Source organism: Kitasatospora sp. NPDC054939 (assembly GCF_053610105.1).
In genome coordinates this window covers 65,466-83,870 of sequence record NZ_JBSGXP010000014.1, presented here as the reverse complement: position 1 = coordinate 83,870, position 18,405 = coordinate 65,466, and the positions used below count along the sequence as shown (strand labels likewise).

Here is an 18,405-nt window from a genome sequence, read left to right as displayed (position 1 = left end):
GCGAGTATTCCGCCGGTGTTGTTGCCGGCGTTGGGGTTGGCGGTGGTGACGGCGGTGACGAAGGTGGCGACGGGGTACTGGGCTGCGCGGCGTGCGGGGGTCGGGGTGCGGGGGCGGTGGCGTGCGGGTGGTGCGTTGGTGGCGCGGGGTGAGTTCTCGATCGTGATTGCGGGGTTGGCGGTGACGGCGGGGATCGAGCCGGGGTTGGGGCCGTTGGCGACGGCGTATGTGTTGTTGCTGGTGGTGATGGGGCCGTTGGCTGCGCGGTGGGTGGAGCCGTTGGCGGGGTGGTTGTTCGGTGCGCGCAAGCGGCCGACCGAGCTGAAGCCCACCGACGACCTCCCCGTGGCGAGCGCGGGCGCGACGGCCGCGACCGGGGGCTGACCGGGGGCTGACAGGGGCCCGGCAGTGCAGCCCGGAACCGTCGGCCGCGATGGGGAACCGCCGGGTGGTCCGGGGCGGGTACGACTTTCGACAGTGTCGGGGGCCTGCCCCGGGCCCGTAGCGTCGTCCCCGTGGACGGTACGACGATCGAGAGCATGCGGCAGTGGGCACGGGACCCGGGACACCTGCTGACGGCTGCCGCGCTGTTCGCGGCCGGGCTGAGTCTGGCGCACCTCTGGTGGGCGGCGCCCACGGCGGTGGCGGCGCTTCTGGCGGGCCGGCGGCCCGGGCGGACGGGGCCGACGGTGCTGGTGCTCGTCGCGGTCGTCGCCGCGGGGGTGATCGCGGTGTCCGTGGTGCCCGGCTGGCTGCCGTTGGGCGGTCGGTTCGTCGCGGTGCTGGTGCTCGCCGTGCTGCTGCCCTGGTTCGCGGGCCGGTTCTGGCGGCAGAGCCGGGAGTTGGCCCGGGCCGGCTGGGAACGCGCCGAACAGCTGCAGCGCGAGCACGAGTTGATCGCCGACCGGGCCCGCCTGCGCGAACGCGCCCGGATCGCCCAGGACATGCACGACGTGCTCGGCCACGATCTCAGCCTGATCGCACTGTCGGCCGGGGCGCTGAAGCTCGCGCCGGGCCTCGCCGAGGAGCACCGGCGGGCCGCGGGCGACCTCCGGGCCCGGGCGGCGGCCTCCGTGGAACGGCTCGGCGAGGTGGTCGGCGTCCTGCGCGAGGGCGCGGACGACCGACCGGCCACCACCGGGCCGCACACCCTGGCCGGGCTGGTCGCCGAGGCGTCGGCCGCCGGGCTGGCGGTGGAGCTGAGCGTCGACGGCCCGGTCGCGGACCTGCCCACCGTGGTGGAGCCGGCCGTCCACCGGGTCGTCCAGGAGGCGCTGACCAATGTCGCCAAGCACGCGCCCGCCGCGGTGGCGAGCGTCCGGGTCGTGCACGGCGACGGGGAGACCGCGGTGGTGGTGGAGAACGGCCCGCCGGCGCCCGGCCGGTCCGGGGGCGGCTCTTCGGCGCCCGGCCCGGTGGTGTCCGGCCCGGTGGTGAACGGCCTGGCGGGGTCCGGTCCTGCGGGCTCCGGCTCGGCGGTGAACGGCCAGGCGTCGTACGGCGGGTACGGGCTGATCGGGCTGGCCGAGCGCGTCCGGCTCGCCGGCGGCAGCTTCACGTACGGACCGCGCGGGGCGGGCTTCGCGGTGTCCGCCCGGCTGCCGCACGCCGCCCCGGTCCGGCCCGCGCCCGTCCCGCCGTCGCCGGCGGCCTCCCCGGTGGGCCCCGGCCGGCCGCAGCAGGAGTACCGCCGGGCCCGGCGCCGTACCCGGCGGGCGCTGGCTCTCGCGGTGGCGGTGCCGCTGGTGACGGGGGCGCTGCTGAGCGCCGCCCTCACCGGCCGGCAGATGCTGTCGGCGTCCGGTTCGGTGCTGGACGCGGGCGACTTCGCCCGGCTGCGGGTCGGTCAGGACCGCGCCGAGGTGGTGCGCCACCTCCCCGCCCACCAGACCGGCCACCGCCCGCTCGCCGCCGAACCCGGTGGTCCGGACGTGAGCTGCGAGTACTACGCGGTGACGGCCGACCGCTTCGACGACCGGTCGGGCGACGCCTACCGGCTCTGCTTCCGCGCCGGCAGGCTGATTTCCCTGGACGTCCTCACCCCGTGAGGGCCGCGGGTGGCGGGCTCAGGGCGCGAGGTACTGGTCGGCGTACTCGGCGCTCGGCTCGATCGGCGTGATGACGTCGATCAGGATGCCGTTCGGGTCGGCGACGATGAAGTGGCGCTGACCGAAGTCCTCGCTGCGCAGCTCAAGTTCGGGCTTCAGGCCCGCGCGGACGACCAGTCGCTCCCATTCGGCGTCCACGTCCTCGACCTCGAAGTTGAGCAGCAGGCCCCGGACGGGCACCCGGTAGGCGGCGGGCACCGTCGGGTGGGTGTGGTCGAGCAGCGCGAGTTCGTACGAGGGGGTGCCGGGGCGCCGCAGGCTCACGTACCAGTCGGCCTCGAAGGTGGTTTCGAAGCCGAACAGGCGGGTGTAGAAGTCGTGGGACTCCGCCAGTCGGGCGGTGCCGAGCACGGGATAGAAGCCGGTCAGGTTCATGCGGATCACCCTTCACGTACCATCGGTATGCGAGTAAGCGTAGTTCACATACCGGCGGTATGCCAAACGTGTCGAGGAGCGGACGGTGCAGCACCAGAGCGGCCGGCAGGACGGTCAGAGGCAGGACGGACAGCCCGGTCGGCCGCAGCGGAGCGGTCAGCCACAGGACGGCCAGAAGCAGGGCGTCAGGGCGCAGCAGCGCGAACGGACTCGGCGGACCCTCCTGGCGGAAGGCCGGCGGCTCTTCGCCGAGCACGGCTACGGCGCGGTCGGCCTCGCCCAACTCGTCGGCGCGGCCGGCGTCACCAAGGGTGCGCTCTACCACCACTTCGACTCCAAGACCGCGGTCTTCCGCGCCGTCCTGGAATCGGTGCAGCGGGAGGTCGGCGAACGCGTTGCCGCAGCCGCCGACGCCCACGACGACCCCTGGCAGCAACTGAGCGCCGGATGCCGGGAGTTCCTCGCCGCCACCGCGGTCCCCGACGTTCAGCGGATCATGCTCGTCGACGGGCCCGCCGTCCTCGGATGGGCCGAGTGGCGGGCCATGGACGAGGCCAACTCCGCCCGCCACCTCGGCGAAGCCCTCACCGCGCTCGTCGACGCCGGCGTGATCGCCCCGCAGCCCACCGAACCGCTCGCGCACCTGCTGTCCGGCGCGATGAACGAGGCCGCCCTGTGGCTGGCCTCCGCACCCGCCCCCGACCCGGACGCCCTCGCCGACACCCAGGCCGCCCTCGGCCGCCTGCTCGACGCGCTGCGGACCCCCGCCTGATGCCCGCCGCCGACCCGCCTCCCGCCGACCCGCTCGCCGCCGAGGTCGTGGTGGGCGTCGACGTCGGCGGTACCGGCATCCGGCTGGCCGTCGCCCCGGCGCACTGGCCCACCGGCCTGCCCGCCGCCCGGACCGTCGAACTGCCCACCCCGGCCCGGCCCTCCGCCGCCGGCCACGACGCCGACACCCTGCTCGCCGACCTCCTCCCAGCCCTCTCGGCGCTGCTCCCCCCGACCGCCCCGGTCGGCGCCGTCGCGATCGGCGCCACCGGCATGGCGCTGCTCGGCGCCGACCTCGCCGCCCGCCTGCCCCGCCCGCTCGCACGGGCCACCGGAGCCCGGCGGCTCGTCCTGGCCGGCGACGCCGTCACCGCCTACGCGGGCGCCCTCGGCACCAGGACCGGCGCCGTGGTGGCCGCCGGCACCGGCCTGGTCGCCCTCGGCTGCCACCCGCAGGACGGCTGGCGCCGCGCCGACGGCTGGGGCCACCTCCTCGGCGACTGCGGCAGCGGCGCCTGGCTCGGCCGCGCCGGACTGGAGGCCGCCCTGCGCGCCCACGACGGCCGGGACGGCGGCTCCGCGCCCCTGCTGGTGCGCGCCCGCCACCACTACGGCCCGGTCGCCGGCCTGCCCGCCGCCCTCCAACCCCGCGCCGACCGGGCCGCCCTGCTCGCCGCCTTCGCCCCCGAGGTCGCGGCGGCGGCGGAGGACGACGGCTGCCCGGTCGCGGCCGGGCTGCTGCGGCGGGCGGGCGAGGAGATCGCCGCCAGCGCGGCGGCCGCCGCGACCGGTCTCACCGCGCCCCGGATCGCCCTCACCGGCGGCCTGTTCCGCCTCGCCCCGCTCCGTGCGGCGACCCTCGCCGCCCTCGCCACCCGACTCCCCGACGCCCGCCACCGCACCCCCGACGGCCCACCCCTGCTCGGCGCCCTCCGGCTCGCCGCCACCGCCGCCGCGCCACCCTGGCCCCCGGCCCCACCGCTCTACGACATCCGCCTGCTCGACCGGGGACAGGGGATCTCGTAGCGCGCGGTGGGGTGCAGGGGGACGGCCGGGCCGGTCAGTACGGGGGGAGGCCGGGGGTGAGGTGGTAGCGGGTGGGGCGGGACGGGGTGCGGCGCTCGGTCGGGGCGAGCCGGTCGCGGCGGTCGAGCCAGGTGAGGAGGCGCTGGCGGAGGTGCTGGTCGCGGTCGTCGGGGCCGGTCGGGCGGGCCGGGGACCGCAGGGCGGACTCGCGGAGCAGGATGCGGGTGGGGCCGCCGTCGCCCGGCAGGACGTCGAGGACGGCGAAGCGGGTGCCCGGCGGGAAGACCACTTCGGGTTCGTCGTCCTCGGCGACGGCCGAGGTCCGGCGGCCGGTGAAGGACCACACGGCGAACTCGACCGGCAGGCCCAGGTCCACGTCGTGTGCGGGCAGCCCGATCACCGGTGCCGGTTCGGTGAGGACCGCACCCGGGGTGCAGTGACCGAGCGCTGCCGGGTCCGCGTCGGTGCCCAGCAGGACCGGGCCGTGGTGGCTCGGCAGCCGGCGCAGCCCGGCGGCGAGGCAGGCCAGGTAGGAGGCGAGCGGCCCGGGGTCGGTGCGGCGGGCCGCGTCGACGAGTTCGGAGCGGGAGGCCGGCGCACCGGTGTCCGCGTGGTGCAGGAGGACGGCGGCCAGATCGGTCTTCAGGTCGTCGGGGCCGCCGGGGCGCAGCGCGGGCAGCCGTACGGCCACCTGGTCGGCGCGGGCGGCGCAGCGCTGGAACTGCTCGCCGAGGAGGGCCCGGAAGGCGGCCTGGTGGCGGGCGTGGTCGGTGCGGGCCGGGACGGCGGGTACGGCGGTGACGGGCGGGGGAGTGGGTGCGGGTACAGGTTCGGCTTCGGGTTCGGCCTCGGGCAGCGGCTCGGGCTCCGGTACGGGCGCGGGTTGCGGCGCGGGCTCGGGCTCCGGGGCGGTGCCGCGGAGCAGCAGGCGGGGTGCGGGGGCGTCCGGGTCGGTGGCGGGCGCGGTGAGTGCGGTGCGCAGCCGTTCGGCGAGGGCGGGGAGGTCCGGCGGGACGGGCCGGTGCTCGGTGCCGACGATCAGCAGCGGGCCCGCCGGGTCGGGTTCCAGCAGCCGCGGGCCGCGGTCGGCGGGCGGGTCGTACGGGCGCAGCCAGAGGCCGGCGGGTACGGCCTCGGCGCACCAGCCGGGCCGGCCGGTCTCGAACAGGGCTGGTCCGCGGGGTGTCATGCCGGGCGGGTCGCCGCGCCAGGCGGAGGCGGTCACGGCGCGCCGTTCGGGGGAGGCGGTCAGTTCGGTGAGCCAGGGCTCCCAGGTCGGCCGGCCGTCGGGGTCGAGCAGGCGGGTGGAGTGGCCGCCGGAGGTCCGCAGGGGGAGGCCGACGGCGGCCCGGACGGGGCGCCGCAGTTCGACGGCGAGGGCGGCGGCGAGCGTGCGGAGGTCGGCGACGGTCGTCCACGGGGCGCTGAGCAGCAGGTCGGTCGCGGGGTCGGTGGCGAGCCGGCGGACGGCGTCGGCCAGTCGGTCGGCGGGCGGCGGTGTCTCGCCCGGGCGGCCGACGAGCAGCAGCAGGGTGCCGGCCGTGGTCTCGGCCCGCAGCAGTGCGGAGCCGTCGGCGGGGCGGGGTGGGGCCGGTTCGCGGGTGATCCAGTGGCCGGCGGGCAGCGGGGTGGCGGCCAGGCCCTCGGGGAGGGTCGGCGCCGCCGTGGGCGGGGCGGGTGGCCAGAGCGGGCCGAGCGGCCGGGCGGGGCCGTCGGGCGGGCACCTCCACCAGGAGCCGGAGCCGGAGCCGGAATCGGAGCCGGAACCGCCGGAGCCGGGCGCCGACCCGGGACCGGACGCGGGTCCGTCGCCGTCGGTGGCGAGCAGGGTGCCGTCGGCGCGGAGGGTGACCGGGCCGTCCGGGGCGACGATCGGCAGGCCCGCGAGGCGGGCGACCTGTTCGGCCGGGCGCGGACCGCCGTCCGGGGCTGCGGCGAGCCCGGAGGCGGCGAGGACCAGGGTGCCGGCGCCGCGGGCGGTCGCGGTCCGGGCCAGGTCGTCGAGCTGCGCGAACAGTACGGCGGGGGCGTCGGGCGTGGCGGCGAGCACGACCACGGCGTCCGGTGCGGCGGGCAGTCGGGCCAGGGCGTCGCTCAGCTCCGCGGGCAGTCCGGGTCCGTCCGGCCCGTCCGCGGCGGCGATGACGAAGTGGGGTCCGCGCCCGTACAGCGCGGCCCGGCCGGGCCCTGAACTCCCCTCCCCGGTAACGCCCGTACCGCCTGTACCGTCCCTACCGACCGTGGTCCCCGGACCGTCGGCCCCGTCCGTGGCCCGGGGTGCTGCTGCGCTCAACGTCCTGCCTCCTCGGAGCCCGGTCGATCCGTGGCGGGCCCGTACCGGATCCACGGCTGCGGTACGGGCCCCGGTTCACCCTCCGGGACGGGCCCCGGTTCACCCCCGGGGACGGCCGGGGGCGGTGCCCGCTAGTGGTGTGACAGGTCGTCACCGTCCGGTGCCAGGTGGGCGGTCTGGACCTGGACGGTGCGGCGGCGGGTGATGTGCAGGGCGCGGCCGGGCGGCAGGGCGCGCGGCTTGGTGTTGCCGAACAGGAAGCCCTCGCTGGGCGGGCAGGAGAGCAGCACGACGGGGGTGTTGACCTCCTCCAGCCGGCGTAGCAGCCCGTCGGAGGCCGCGCGGCCGATGCCGTTGGCGCTGCGGGCGACGATGAGGTGCAGGCCGAGTTCGGCGCCCTGGGCGAGGTGGTCGAAGAGGGCGGCGAAGGGGTGGCCGCCGGCGCTGCCGCCGGAGCTGGCGACGAGTTCGTAGTCGTCGACGACGATGAACAGTTCGGGGCCCTGCCACCAGTCGCGCAGCCGGAGCCGGGCGGGGGCGATGTCGGCGCCGGGCACCCGGTTGGCCATGGCGCGGGCCGCGCCGTCGACGATCTGGCGCAGCACGTCGCCGGCGACCGCGTGGCCGAGTCGGTACTCGGCGGGGACGGCGTCGAGCAGCTCGCGGCGGTAGTCGACGAGCATGATGCGGGCCTGCTCGGGCGTGTACGCGGAGGTGACGGCGGCGGTGACGAGCTTCAGCAGGTTGGTCTTGCCGGACTCGCTGTCGCCGACGACCAGCAGGTGCGGCGACTCCTCGAAGTCGTGCCAGAGCGGCGCGATCGTGCCGTCCTGCAGGCCGATCGGGATGCGCAGCCGGCCCTCGGGGGCGGGCAGTGCGGCGGCGTCCACCAGGAGCGGCAGCATCCGCACCTCGGGGGCGGACGGGCCGTCCCAGTGCGCGGCGACCGAGTCGACCAGGTCGGCGACGGCGTCGCCGAGGTCCTCGGCGCCGGCGCCCCGGCCGTCGGTGCGGGGCAGGGCGGTGAGGAAGTGCATCTCGTCGGCGGTGAGGCCGCGGCCGGGGATCTTCGGGACCCGGCCGGCGGCGCGCATGTTGATCGTGGAGTCGACGGGGTCGCCGAGCCGCAGTTCGAGGCGGGTGCCGAGCAGGTCGCGCAGGGCGCCGGCGACCTCGCCCCAGCGGGTGGTGCCGACGATCAGGTGGATGCCGTAGTTGAGGCCGCGCTGGGCGATCAGGGTGAGGGCGGGCGCCAGGTCGACGAACTCCTGGCGGATCGTGTTCCAGCCGTCGACGACCAGGAAGACGTCGCCGTGCCGCTCCTCCGGCAGTTCCCCGGCGGCGCGGCGCCGGCGGAACGCCGCGACCGAGTCGATGCCGAGTTCGGCGAAGCGGGCCTCGCGGGCGGCGAGGATCGCGTTGACCTCGGCGACGGTGCGCACCACCCGCTCCGGGTCGTGCCGGCCGGTGACGCCGCCGACGTGCGGCAGGCCGCGCAGCGAGGAGAGCGTGCCGCCGCCGAAGTCCAGGCAGTAGAACTGCACTTCGCGCGGGGTGTGGGTGAGGGCGAGGGCGGCGATCAGGGTGCGCAGCAGGGTGCTCTTGCCGCTCTGCGGGCCGCCCGCGACGCCGACGTGGCCGTCGGCGCCGGACAGGTCGGCGGTGAGCAGTTCGCGCAGCTGCTGGAACGGCCGGTCGATCACGCCGACCGGCACGGTGAGCGTGCCGCGGGCGCCCGGGTCCTCGGTGGTGAGGCCGAGTTCGGGGTGCGGGGCGAGCGGCGGGAGCAGCTCGTCCAGGGTCGGCGGGGCGTCCAGCGGCGGCAGCCAGACCCTGTGCGCGGGCGGTCCGGCGTCGACCAGCCGGGCCGCCGCGATGTCCAGCAGGCTGAGCGCGTCCTCCTGGACCTCCTCCACCGGCTCCTCGACCGGCACGGCGGGCCGCTGCGGCGGCACGTACGCGGTGCCGTACGCGGTGACCTGCCCGGCCACCACCTCCTGCCGGGCGGGCCGGCGGCGGGGGCGGTAGGGGCCGGAGACGTACGCGGCCTTGAACCTGGTCAAGGTGGAGATGTCGCTGCGCAGGAAGCCGTGGCCGGGCTGGGACGGCAGCTGGTACGCGTCCGGCACGCCGAGCACGCCGCGGCTCTCCATCGCGGAGAACGTCCGCAGGCCGATCCGGTACGACAGGTGGGACTCCAGGGCGTGCATCCGGCCCTCGTCGAGCCGCTGCGAGGCCAGCAGCAGGTGCACGCCGAGTGACCGGCCGAGCCGCCCGATCATGATGAACAGGTCCATGAAGTCCCGGTGGGCGGCGAGCAGTTCGCTGAACTCGTCGACCACCACGAACAGCGTGGGCATCGGCTCCAGCGCGGCGCCGCCGGCCCGGGCCGTCTCGTAGTCGAGAAGTGAGCTGTAGTTGCCGGCCGCCCGCAGCAGCTCCTGGCGGCGCACCAGTTCGCCGTGCAGGGCGTCGCGCATCCGGTCGACCAGGGCCGCCTCGTCCGCGAGGTTGGTGATCACCGCCGAGGTGTGCGGCAGCCGGTCCAGTCCGAGGAAGGTCGCCCCGCCCTTGAAGTCCACCAGGACGAAGTTCAGCACCTCCGAGGAGTGCGTCAGGGCGAGCGCCAGCACCAGCGTCCGCAGCAGCTCGGACTTGCCGGACCCGGTGGCCCCGATCAGCATGCCGTGCGGGCCCATACCGGCCTGGGCCGACTCCTTGATGTCCAGCACCACGGGCGTGCCGTCGGCGGCGATGCCGAGCGGCACCCGCAGCCGGTCCGCGCCGGCGCGCCCGGTCCAGCCCGTGGCGATGTCGTGCCGGTGCAGGTCGTGGATGCCCAGCAGCGCGGCCAGGTCGAAGTCGGTGGCCAGCGGCTCGGTGGTCTCCACCGTGTCGCCGATCCGGTACGGCGCGATCCGGGCGGCCGTGCGGCGGGCCGCGGCCGGCGACAGGGCGTCGGGCCGGCCCAGCGGCGTCACCTCGTCGCGGCCGTTGCGGTCCGCGCCGACCATGGCCAGGCCGTCGCCCTCGATCCGCAGCCGCAGCACGTACCGCTCCGGCTTCCACTCCAGGGCGTCCGAGAGGTCGACGAAGGTCGCGTTGCGGTAGCCGGTGAGCGCCGCCCGCGCGCCCGGGGCGACCGGCGGACCGTCCAGCACCACCACCGTGTACGGCTCGTCGCGGTCCGGGCTGCTGTCCGGCTCGTACGCCGGGCGGCCGGTGAACTCCCCGCCCAGCAGCTGCTCCAGCTCCACCAGCGAGCCCGCCACCAGGCGCACCGGCCCGGCCGCGTCGCTCTCCACCGGGTGCAGGGCGTGCGGCAGCCACTTCACCCACTCCCAGTCGGCGAGCCGCTCCTGGTCCGCGACCACCGCGATCCGCAGCTCGTCCGGCGCCTGCAGCAGCGCCAGCTGCGCCAGGACGGCGCGGACCATGGCGCGCGCCCGGTCGCGGTCCTCGGCCCGCAGCAGCACCCGGGCGTAGCCGGGCAGGTGGACGGCGAGCGGCTGGTCCGGCACCGTCCCGTAGGCGTGGATGAACCGGCGCAGCGCATGGGCGCAGAGCGGCTCCAGGTCCTCCACCGGCTTGGTGGCCAGCGGCGCCAGCCGCACCGCCAGCCGCTGCGGGCCCGTCCCCACCCGGACGTCCCCGAAGTCCGGGTGCGCGCTGCGCCGCTCCCACAGCCGCGAGGTGCGCGCCAGCGAGGCCAGCGCCGCCGGATCGGGGTGCCGCCAGGCCAGCGCCTCCTGCTGGCGGGCCACCTGGCGGCGGACCTGCCGGCGCACCTGCGCGAGGTAGCGCAGGTAGTCCCGGCGCTCGGCCCGCAGCGCCCGCTTGCGGTCACTGGAGCTGCGGACCAGCTGGACCACCAGCATGCCGACGGCCGACAGCGCCATCATGCCCATCGCGACGTAGGTGAGGACCCCGCCGTTGTCGCCCGGCCGCAGGAACACGAACACCATGGAGAGCGAGCTGAGCGCCATCGGCGCCATGCTGATGACGCCCGCCATGCCGCCCTGCTCCTCCGGCAGACCGGGCGGCTCCTGCAGCTGGATCTCCCCGTCCGGCATCTCCGGGCCGGGGCGCCGGGGCGGACGGTTGACCAGCACCACGCTCACCTGGGGGCTCCTCGCACTGGGGCTCTCGTACGGCGTCCGCTCGGACGGCGCCTCTCGTCCGGGGGCTCCCGCACCCGCCCGGGCGGCCTGCGCGTACGGGCCGCTGTCCGGGAGTACGGGCGCCGCGCCGCCCGGGTTCACCCGGACCGCCCCGGGTGAACCCGCCGGCCGCCGCCGCGGTGAACCCGCCGCCGCCCCAGTGAACCCGCCGGCCGCCGCCCCCCGTGTCTCCCGGTGCGGGGGCACGCCCGCGTCCGTTCCCCCCGATGGCGCGGGCGCCCCCGACCAGAACGGCCCGCCGGGGCCGGCCCGCCACCCGTGGCCGGCCCCGGCGGGTCACCCGACCGCCCAGCAGAGCCCCCGAGAGAGCCGAGAGGACACCCTTGAACGGGACCGCCGTCGCCGGACTGTGCCGCCTGCGCTTCCGCACACCCGACACGGTCTTCGAGCTCGCCGTCCCCGCGGACGTCCCGCTCGCCGACCTGCTGCCGGCCGTCCTCGCACACGCGGGCCGGGACCTCGACGAACAGGGCGCCGAGCACGACGGCTGGGTCCTGCAGCGCCTCGGCGGACCGCCGCTGGACGAGGAGCTCAGCGCCGACGGCCTCGACCTGCACGACGGCGACGACCTCCACCTGCGCCCGCGCCGCGACGCCCTCCCCGAGGTCCACTTCGACGACCTCGCCGACGGCATCGCCACCGGCATGCGAGCCCGCCCCGACACCTGGCGCCCGGCGTTCACCCACCACCTGGCGATCGCCCTCGCCCTGACCGCTCTCGCCGGCGGGCTCGCCCTGCTGCTGCTCCCCGGGCCCGCGCAGCTGCGCGAACTCGCCGCCACCGGCACCGCCCTGCTGCTCCTGCTCGGCGCCGTCAGCGCCTCCCGCGCGGTCGGGGACGCCGGCGCCGGCACCGCCCTGGGCGCCGCGGCGGTGCCCTACCTGGCGCTGGCCGGCGCCCTGCTGCCCGAGGGCGGCGGCCCGGGCGCGGCCGGTGCCCGGCTGCTCGCCGGGGCGTCCGCCGCCGCCGGTGCGGCCGTGCTGGCGCTCGCGGCGGTCGGCTGCTCGGCGCCGCTCTTCCTCGGCGTGGTGCTGGTGGCCCTGCACGCCGTCGCGGCGGGGGTGCTGATGCTCATCGGGCTGGCCGCGGGCGACGTCGCCGCCCTGGTCGCGGTGCTGGCCGTGGCCACCGGGGCGTTCGTGCCGTCGATCTGCTTCCGGCTGTCCGGACTGCGGCTGCCCGCCCTGCCGCGCAACGCGGAGGAGCTCCAGGAGGGCATCGAGGCCGTCCCGGCCGCCTCCGTACGGGCCCGCAGCGACATCGCCGACGGCTACCTGACGGCCTTCCACCTTGCCCTCGGCGCGATCCTCGCGCTCTGCCTCACCCCGCTCGCGGGCGGACCGGGCTGGGCCGCCCCCGCCCTCACGGTGGCACTCGCCGTCCTCCTGCTGCTGCACAGCCGCGCCATCGGCAGCGTCCCGCAGCGGCTCGCCGTCGTCCTGCCGGGCGCGTACGGGCTGGTGCTGCCGACCGCCGTGCTCGCCCTCGGCCTGTCGACCGGCGGACGGCTGCTGCTGCTCGCCGGGCTGCTCGCCCTGGCCGCCGCGCTCGCGGTCGTCGCCTGGACCGTCCCCGGCCGCCGGATGGTGCCGTACTGGGGCCGCGCCGCCGACCTGCTGCACACCCTGGCGGCGATCGCCGTCGTCCCGCTGGCCCTCCAGGTGCTCGGCGTCTACGGCGCCCTGCGCGGCCTGGGCGGCTGAGCGGCCCGCACCCGGCCCGCGATCCGGGCCGTCGACGAACAGCGTCCAGGGCGGTCCCGCCCGAGGGGGAGAACGAGAGATGCAGTCCAAGCGCGACCAGGTCCAGGCCCACCTGTTCGTCATGAGCCGGCTCGGCACCAGCCTGCTGCGCGGCGAGGCCGACGCCCCCGACACCCCGACCGGCCGCACCTCCCGCGGCACCGTCACCGGCCTGGCCGTCGCCCTGCTGATCGCCCTGGTCGTCGCCCTCTACGGGGTGGTCGTGCCGGGCGGCGCGCGCGCTTGGAAGAAGCCCGGCACCCTTGTCGTCGTCAAGGAGAACGGCGCCCGCTACCTCTACCTCGACGGCCGGCTGCACCCCGTCCTGAACGAGGCCAGCGCCCGCCTGCTGGCCGGCGAGCAGCTCGTCGTCGACCAGGTCAGCGGCAAGTCCCTGGCCCGCACCCCGCGCGGCACCCCGATCGGCATCCCCGGCGCACCCGACGGCATGCCCGCACCCGGCGCCGTCGGCACCGCCGCCCCCTGGTACGCCTGCGCCGTCGGCCGCCCCGGCACCGGGAGCGCCGCCCGCACCCCCGAACTCGCCCTCGCCGTCGCCCCCGCCCGCCGCGGCGACCGGCTCACCGACACCCAGGCCGTCCTGGTCGCCGCCCCCGACGGCACCGAGTACCTCCTCTGGCACGGCCGCCGGCTCCGCGTCGACCAGCGCAACGGCGCCCGCCAGGCCCTCGGCAGCGCCACCGTCACCCCCCGGCCGGTGCCCGCCGCCTTCCTCAACGCCCTGCCCGCCGGGCCGGACCTCACCGCCCCCGAACCCGAGGGGCGCGGCAGCCGCGGGCCCGTCCTCGGCACCCGCCCGACCACCGTCGGCCAGCTGTTCACCGGCCCGGCCGGCGACCCGTACCTGCTCACCTCCGCCGGCCTCGCCCCGCTCGGCCGGATGGCCTTCGAACTGCTGCGCCACGACCCGCGCACCCAGCGGGCCGCCTACGGCGGGCAGCCGGTCGTGCCGGCCGTGCTCAGCCCGGCCGACCTGGCCGCCCACACGGCGCCCGCCGCGGCCGGTGCCCCCGGGACCGCCGATGCCTCCGCCGCCGACGGACTGCCCGCCGCACCGCCCGAACTGCTGACCGTGCCGGCCGGCCGGGCCGTCTGCGCCGACCTGAGCCCCACCGCGCAGGCCCCGGTCACCGCCGTCGCCCTGATCGACGCAGCCGCCGTGGCCGGACTGCCGCCCGCCGTCCTGCCCGGCGTCGAGGCCGGCTGCCCGACCGCCGACAGCATCGCGGTCGGACCGGGCGCCGGAGCGCTGGTCCGGGCGCTGTCCGGCGCGGGCGCCGGTGCGACGCTCTACCTGGTGACCGACACCGGGGTGAAGTACCCGCTGGCGTCCGCCGCCACGGCCAAGCAGCTCGGCTACGGAGCCGCCGCCCCGCTGGCGGTGCCCGAGGCCGTCCTGACGCTGCTGCCGACCGGGCCGGTGCTGGACGCCGACCGGCTCACCGGCGCGTCAGCCGTCCCGACCGGCCCCGCGGCGCCCGCCGCCGGTACGCCCGCCGGACCCGTCTGCGCGCGCTGAACCACCCGGCGCCGCAGCTCCGTTGAACCGACTGTGGGCGCACCCCGCCCCACGCGTACGGCGGGTGCCGTACGTGTTCCCGACCCGGAAGGAGTCCCTGTGACAGCCCTGCAGACCGACGATGCGGCGGCCGGGAGGATCCTGGCGACCCTGGACGCGCACATGAGCTCGATGGAGCGGGCCGCCAACCACGTCCGGGACATCAAGACGGAGATCCAGGCGAACTTCGCAGCCGTCTGCAGCTCCACCTACCAGCAGCGGGTCGCCGCCTGGGAGGACGCCTTCGGGCAGCTCCAGCGCTCCTACTCCGAGTTCCAGATTCGCCTGACCACGGGCAACCAGATGATCAACAACGCCCACGAGGAGGCGGTCGCGCTCAGCACCGCCGGCGGGCCGGGCGACGACGTCTTCCACGCCCTCAACGTCAACATCCCGCGCTGACCCCCCGCGCACCAGCCCGTCCACCCGGAACCTCTCACACCCCCAGGGGCGAACCATGGCAGACATCAGGCTCAACCACGCCGCCATCGAGGCGGCGGCGGACTCCCTCGTCCAGGCCTCGAACGGGCTCTCCGAGGCCGTGACCAAGTGTGCAGGTGAGGTCAAGTCCGCCCAGAACGAACTCCAGGGTGACCTGAAGGCCGCAGCCTCCGACTTCCACAATCGGCTGACCAGTCTCAACGGAACCATGTCGGACCAGCTCAGGGAAGCGGCCAACACCCTGCGCAGGATGCGGGAAATGCTGGCCGAGGCCGATGCCCGGGCCGGCCGGGGCATGGGGTGACGCGCCCGGTGACCACGCGCGCCGCCGGGAAGGGCGGGGAGGTGGACGTCCGTGGCTGACCTGGAGATCAGCGACGCGGACCTCAAGAGCTTCGCGAACGTGGAGATCGCGGCGTTCCTGGAGACCTTCGGTGACACGTCGGTGCAGACCGTCCGTCAGTTCGCCGGGGAGGGCGGCAAGAGCCTGCTGCCCGGCAGCGGGGCCCTCGGCGCCGACGCCCTGCTGAAGAAGCAGTTCGGGACGATGTGCACCACCCTGGACGGTCTGCTCACCACCTTCCAGAAGCAGATGACGAAGGCCCAGGCCGATCTGCGGGCCGTCGACTCGATCTTCCAGGAGGCCCACGACGATGCGCTGACCGCCGCGGAGATGATGCAGATCCTCCAGGGCCTGATGACCGAGAAGTAGGCAGGAAGCGACGGGCCCCGGCCCGGAAGGAGAGGTGCGCATGGCGGTCGGGGGCGACTGGCACAAGCTGCTGTCGGTGTTCTCGAAGGAGGTGCCGGTGGCCGCCCACCAGGTCACCGGGACCGGCGGGATCGAGTGGATCCGGGGCGACATCGTGGCCGATTCGAACGGGCTGCAACCGCTTCCGGAGAAGACCCGGGACGTCGTGATGTGGGTCAAGTACACGAACTCAGACAATCTGGTCAGGTACTACAACGTCTCGTTCAACATCGACTACCCGAAGCTGGAGGCCGAGGACTCGACCTTCCGCAAGTTCGTCCACCAGCCCCCCGACACGATCTACGCGCTGCTGGGCTCGCCCGGCCGGAACGAGGTGGTGTCGGACCCCAGCTTCACCGAGGCCGCCGCGGCGATCGACGGCCTCGCCGCCTGGCTGAACAACGCCCAGGTCACCGTGAAGAAGTGGGTCGACAAGTACGGCGAGGAGGACGCGCCCTGGCAGGGCAGCGCGGCCAACGAGTTCCGCGCCTACCTCAACGCCTTCGGCCGGGAGATCGACCACCTCCGGATGCAGCTCACCAACCGGGACGACAAGGGCGAGGTGGAGACCAAGGCGGGCCAGCGCTCCAGCCTGGTGGGCGAATCGCTGGAAACCAGCCGCGTCAAGCTCGACGCGACCCTGCGGGCCGCCATCGCCGCCTACGAGAACTGGCGCAACGGCTTCTGGGGGGCGTTCGCCTGGCCCACCAACTGCGCGAGGCTGGCCCTCGCGCTGGACCTCAGCAACGCCGTGTACGCCGAGGGCAAGGTCACGACGCCGATGGGCCTGGGCACCGCGGGGCACAAGGCCGCCCTGGACGCCGAGGCCAAGCGGATCTGGGGCGTCATGGTGCAGTTCCACCTGGACGACCCGGCCAAGGGCCAGATCGGAAGCCTGGCCGAGGCGTACAACAAGACCATCTCCAAGCTCCACGTCGTCACGCCCCCGTGGGCCCTTCCGCCGGGTGCCACGCCGCCCCCGCCCGGTTCCAAGGAGGGGCCGGGCGGAGGGGCGGGCGGCGGCTCCGGTGACGGCAAGTTCGACCCCAACTCGCTGGGCGGGGGCTCCGGTTCCGGAGGCTCCGGCGGCGGCGGGATCGGCGGGATCGGCGGCGGCTCCGGAGGCGGCAAGGGCGGCTCGGGCTCAGGTGCCGGCGGGATCGGCGGCATCGGCGGCGGCAAAAAGGGCGGCTCCGGTACCGGTGGGATCGGGGGCATCGGCGGCGGCACCGGAGGGATCGGTGGGATCGGGGGCATCGGCGGCGGCGCCGGCACCCCGGTGGTCGACAAGGACGGCAAGCCCGTCCTCGGCGCCGACGGCAAGCCCGTGCTGATCCCGCCCGGCGGCTACATCGGCGCCGGCGGCAAGCTGTACGACGGCAACGGCAAGCCGGTGCTGAAGGACGGCAAGCAGGTCACCGTCCCGGAGGGCTCCAAACCCGCGCCCACCACCGGCGGCAGCGGTCTGCTCGGCGGAAACGCCAAGGTGCCGGCCGGCTCCACGATCCGCGCCGACGGCACCGTGGTCGACGCCGACGGCCGCCCCGTTCTCGACTCGTACGGCAACCCGGTGGTGCTCGGCAAGGGCGACACCATCGCCAAGGACGGCACCCTGCTCGACCCGAACGGCAAGCCGATCTCCGAGCAGACCCAGCGGCAGGCCAACCAGCGCCACTACCTGGAGACGCTGGGCAGCATCGTCAAGCCGCCCACCACCGGCGCGCCCTCGCTCGGCGGGATGGACAGCCTCTTCGGCCGGGGCGGCAGCGGCGGCTCCGGCACGTCCACCGGCAGCGGGACCGGCTACCCGGGGATCGGCCCGGCCTTCGGCTCCGTCGGCGGCAGCATCGCCGGCGTGCCGCTGCCCGGCAGCAGCTCCGGGCGTTCGCTCGGCGCGGGCGGCATCACCGGCGTCGGCGGCCGGACGGTCGACGGCGTGGCCGTCCCCGGACGCGCCGTCCCGACCGAGGTGCCCGTCGCAGGCAAGGCCGCGCTCGCCGCGGAGGAGGCCGCCCTGCGGGGCCGCACGGTCGCCACCACCGGCGGCACCGGCGCGCCCATGATGCCCCCGATGGGCGCCGGCGCGGGCATGGGCGGCGCCGGGCAGGGCGAGAAGGAACGCCAGCGCACCACCTGGCTGGCCGAGGACGAAGAGGTGTGGGGCACCGACACCGGCGCGGTCAGCGGCGTGATCGGCCGCTGACCGCGGGGGGGGGTGGGGGCCCCCCCCCCCACCCCCCCCGCTCCGGGAACCGGCACCGGGAACCGACTTTCGGCTGAAGAGCCGACTTCAGGACCGACTTCAGGACACGGAAAGGAGCGGGGACATGACCTCCTCGTTCATGGAACAGCTCGAAGAGACCATGGCCGCGCTGGCCGAGCAGCAGACCCGGATGGCGGAGGCCGCGGCCGAACTGCGCGCCGCCACCGCCTCGGCCACCTCCAAGGACCGCATGGTCACCGCCAAGGTCGGCCCGCACGGCGAGGTGCTCGGCCTCACCTTCCACAGCACGGCCTACCAGACCATGGCACCGGCCCAGTTGAGCGCCGTGCTCACCGACGTCCTCAACGAGGCGCGGGCCCGGATGGGCGACCGGGTCGCCGCGTCCATGCGCAGCTTCGAGGGCGTCGGCGAATCCCTGCGGGTCTCGCTGACCGGGGACGAGGACGACGTGTTCGGCGCCGGCGGAGGGCTCGACCTCGACACCCTGCTCGCGCCGCTCACCGCGATGCGGCCGGGCGGCGACCCGGCGACCGGGAAGGGCCGCGCCGGGAAGCAGGCGGAGTTCGATGGCTGAGCAGCTGAAGAAGCTGAGCGACCTGAAGAAGGCGTTCGGTCACTTCGAGGAGATGTCCGAGCTCGTCGACCGGGCCAAGACCCGGGTCGACGCGATCAACAAGCGCAACGTCATCGCCGGCGGCGACGACGAGATCGGCAAGCAGTACCACGAGCAGGTCGACAAACCGACCGCCGGACTCACCACCCTCGTCACCGGCGTCCGCGACAAGCTCCGGGTGATCGGAGTGGAGGGCCAGAACGCCGCCGACATCTTCGACGCCGCCGACCAGGAGGCCGGCGAGCTGGCGAAGTAGTCGGTTCCGCGCCGAGCAGTCGCCGTTCGAACCCAGCCCGTCACG

Annotated in this window: 14 protein-coding genes and 1 pseudogene; 12 read left to right on the top strand and 3 right to left on the bottom strand. The window is 76.0% G+C overall.

The features are described from left to right. A pseudogene (locus ACWGB8_RS06630) lies at window positions 1–384 on the top strand (cation:proton antiporter); the annotation flags it as partial. A 155-nt stretch (window positions 385–539) separates the two neighbouring features. Continuing rightward, window positions 540–2,048: a sensor histidine kinase gene (locus ACWGB8_RS06625; RefSeq protein ID WP_452210905.1), complete on the top strand. Its 1,509-nt coding sequence runs from the start codon at window positions 540–542 to the stop codon at window positions 2,046–2,048. Window positions 2,049–2,066: 18 nt separating this feature from the next. On the opposite strand, the gene ACWGB8_RS06620 is transcribed toward ACWGB8_RS06625, so the two are convergent. Then, window positions 2,067–2,483 (bottom strand): VOC family protein, encoded by a 417-nt coding sequence (locus tag ACWGB8_RS06620; RefSeq protein WP_452210901.1) that lies wholly within the window; start codon window positions 2,481–2,483, stop codon window positions 2,067–2,069. Window positions 2,484–2,706: 223 nt separating this feature from the next. Here ACWGB8_RS06620 and ACWGB8_RS06615 point away from each other — a divergent pair, with 223 nt between their 5' ends. Together ACWGB8_RS06615 and ACWGB8_RS06610 are read left to right on the top strand one after the other, a co-directional pair. Then, complete coding sequence (locus ACWGB8_RS06615) at window positions 2,707–3,255, top strand: TetR/AcrR family transcriptional regulator (protein WP_452210903.1); 549 nt, start codon at window positions 2,707–2,709, stop codon at window positions 3,253–3,255. Next, a complete protein-coding gene (locus ACWGB8_RS06610) occupies window positions 3,255–4,280 on the top strand; it encodes a BadF/BadG/BcrA/BcrD ATPase family protein (protein ID WP_452210900.1) in 1,026 nt (341 codons plus the stop codon). Before ACWGB8_RS06615 ends, ACWGB8_RS06610 begins: the two co-directional genes overlap by 1 nt. A gap of 34 nt (window positions 4,281–4,314) precedes the next feature. On the opposite strand, the gene ACWGB8_RS06605 is transcribed toward ACWGB8_RS06610, so the two are convergent. Then, a complete protein-coding gene (locus tag ACWGB8_RS06605) occupies window positions 4,315–6,573 on the bottom strand; it encodes a hypothetical protein (RefSeq protein ID WP_452210898.1) in 2,259 nt (752 codons plus the stop codon). Between the two features lie 131 nt (window positions 6,574–6,704). Continuing rightward, window positions 6,705–10,694 (bottom strand): type VII secretion protein EccCa, encoded by a 3,990-nt coding sequence (eccCa, locus tag ACWGB8_RS06600; RefSeq protein WP_452210896.1) that lies wholly within the window; start codon window positions 10,692–10,694, stop codon window positions 6,705–6,707. 383 nt (window positions 10,695–11,077) lie between these two features. Here eccCa and eccD point away from each other — a divergent pair, with 383 nt between their 5' ends. From eccD to ACWGB8_RS06560, 8 genes are all read left to right on the top strand, one after another. Further along, complete coding sequence (eccD, locus tag ACWGB8_RS06595; protein WP_452210894.1) at window positions 11,078–12,457, top strand: type VII secretion integral membrane protein EccD; 1,380 nt, start codon at window positions 11,078–11,080, stop codon at window positions 12,455–12,457. Window positions 12,458–12,536: 79 nt separating this feature from the next. Beyond that, window positions 12,537–14,036: a type VII secretion protein EccB gene (gene eccB / locus ACWGB8_RS06590; RefSeq protein ID WP_452210893.1), complete on the top strand. Its 1,500-nt coding sequence runs from the start codon at window positions 12,537–12,539 to the stop codon at window positions 14,034–14,036. Window positions 14,037–14,135: 99 nt separating this feature from the next. Continuing rightward, entirely contained in the window at window positions 14,136–14,477 is a 342-nt protein-coding gene (locus ACWGB8_RS06585) for a hypothetical protein (RefSeq protein ID WP_452210891.1), read from the top strand. Between the two features lie 55 nt (window positions 14,478–14,532). Next, on the top strand, window positions 14,533–14,820 hold the full coding sequence (locus ACWGB8_RS06580; RefSeq protein ID WP_452210890.1) for a WXG100 family type VII secretion target: 288 nt from the start codon (window positions 14,533–14,535) through the stop codon (window positions 14,818–14,820). Window positions 14,821–14,871: 51 nt separating this feature from the next. After that, window positions 14,872–15,228, top strand: a complete 357-nt coding sequence (locus tag ACWGB8_RS06575) for a hypothetical protein (protein WP_452210889.1) — start codon at window positions 14,872–14,874, stop codon at window positions 15,226–15,228. A gap of 40 nt (window positions 15,229–15,268) precedes the next feature. After that, the gene (locus ACWGB8_RS06570; protein ID WP_452210887.1) at window positions 15,269–17,470 is read left to right on the top strand and encodes a hypothetical protein; all 2,202 of its coding nucleotides are present in this window, start codon (window positions 15,269–15,271) and stop codon (window positions 17,468–17,470) included. Window positions 17,471–17,594: 124 nt separating this feature from the next. Continuing rightward, window positions 17,595–18,065, top strand: coding sequence for a YbaB/EbfC family nucleoid-associated protein (locus ACWGB8_RS06565; protein ID WP_452210885.1), 471 nt, complete (start codon window positions 17,595–17,597; stop codon window positions 18,063–18,065). Further along, window positions 18,058–18,360, top strand: coding sequence for a hypothetical protein (locus ACWGB8_RS06560; protein WP_452210884.1), 303 nt, complete (start codon window positions 18,058–18,060; stop codon window positions 18,358–18,360). The genes ACWGB8_RS06565 and ACWGB8_RS06560 overlap by 8 nt, the downstream gene beginning before the upstream one ends. Window positions 18,361–18,405: the final 45 nt, after the last annotated feature.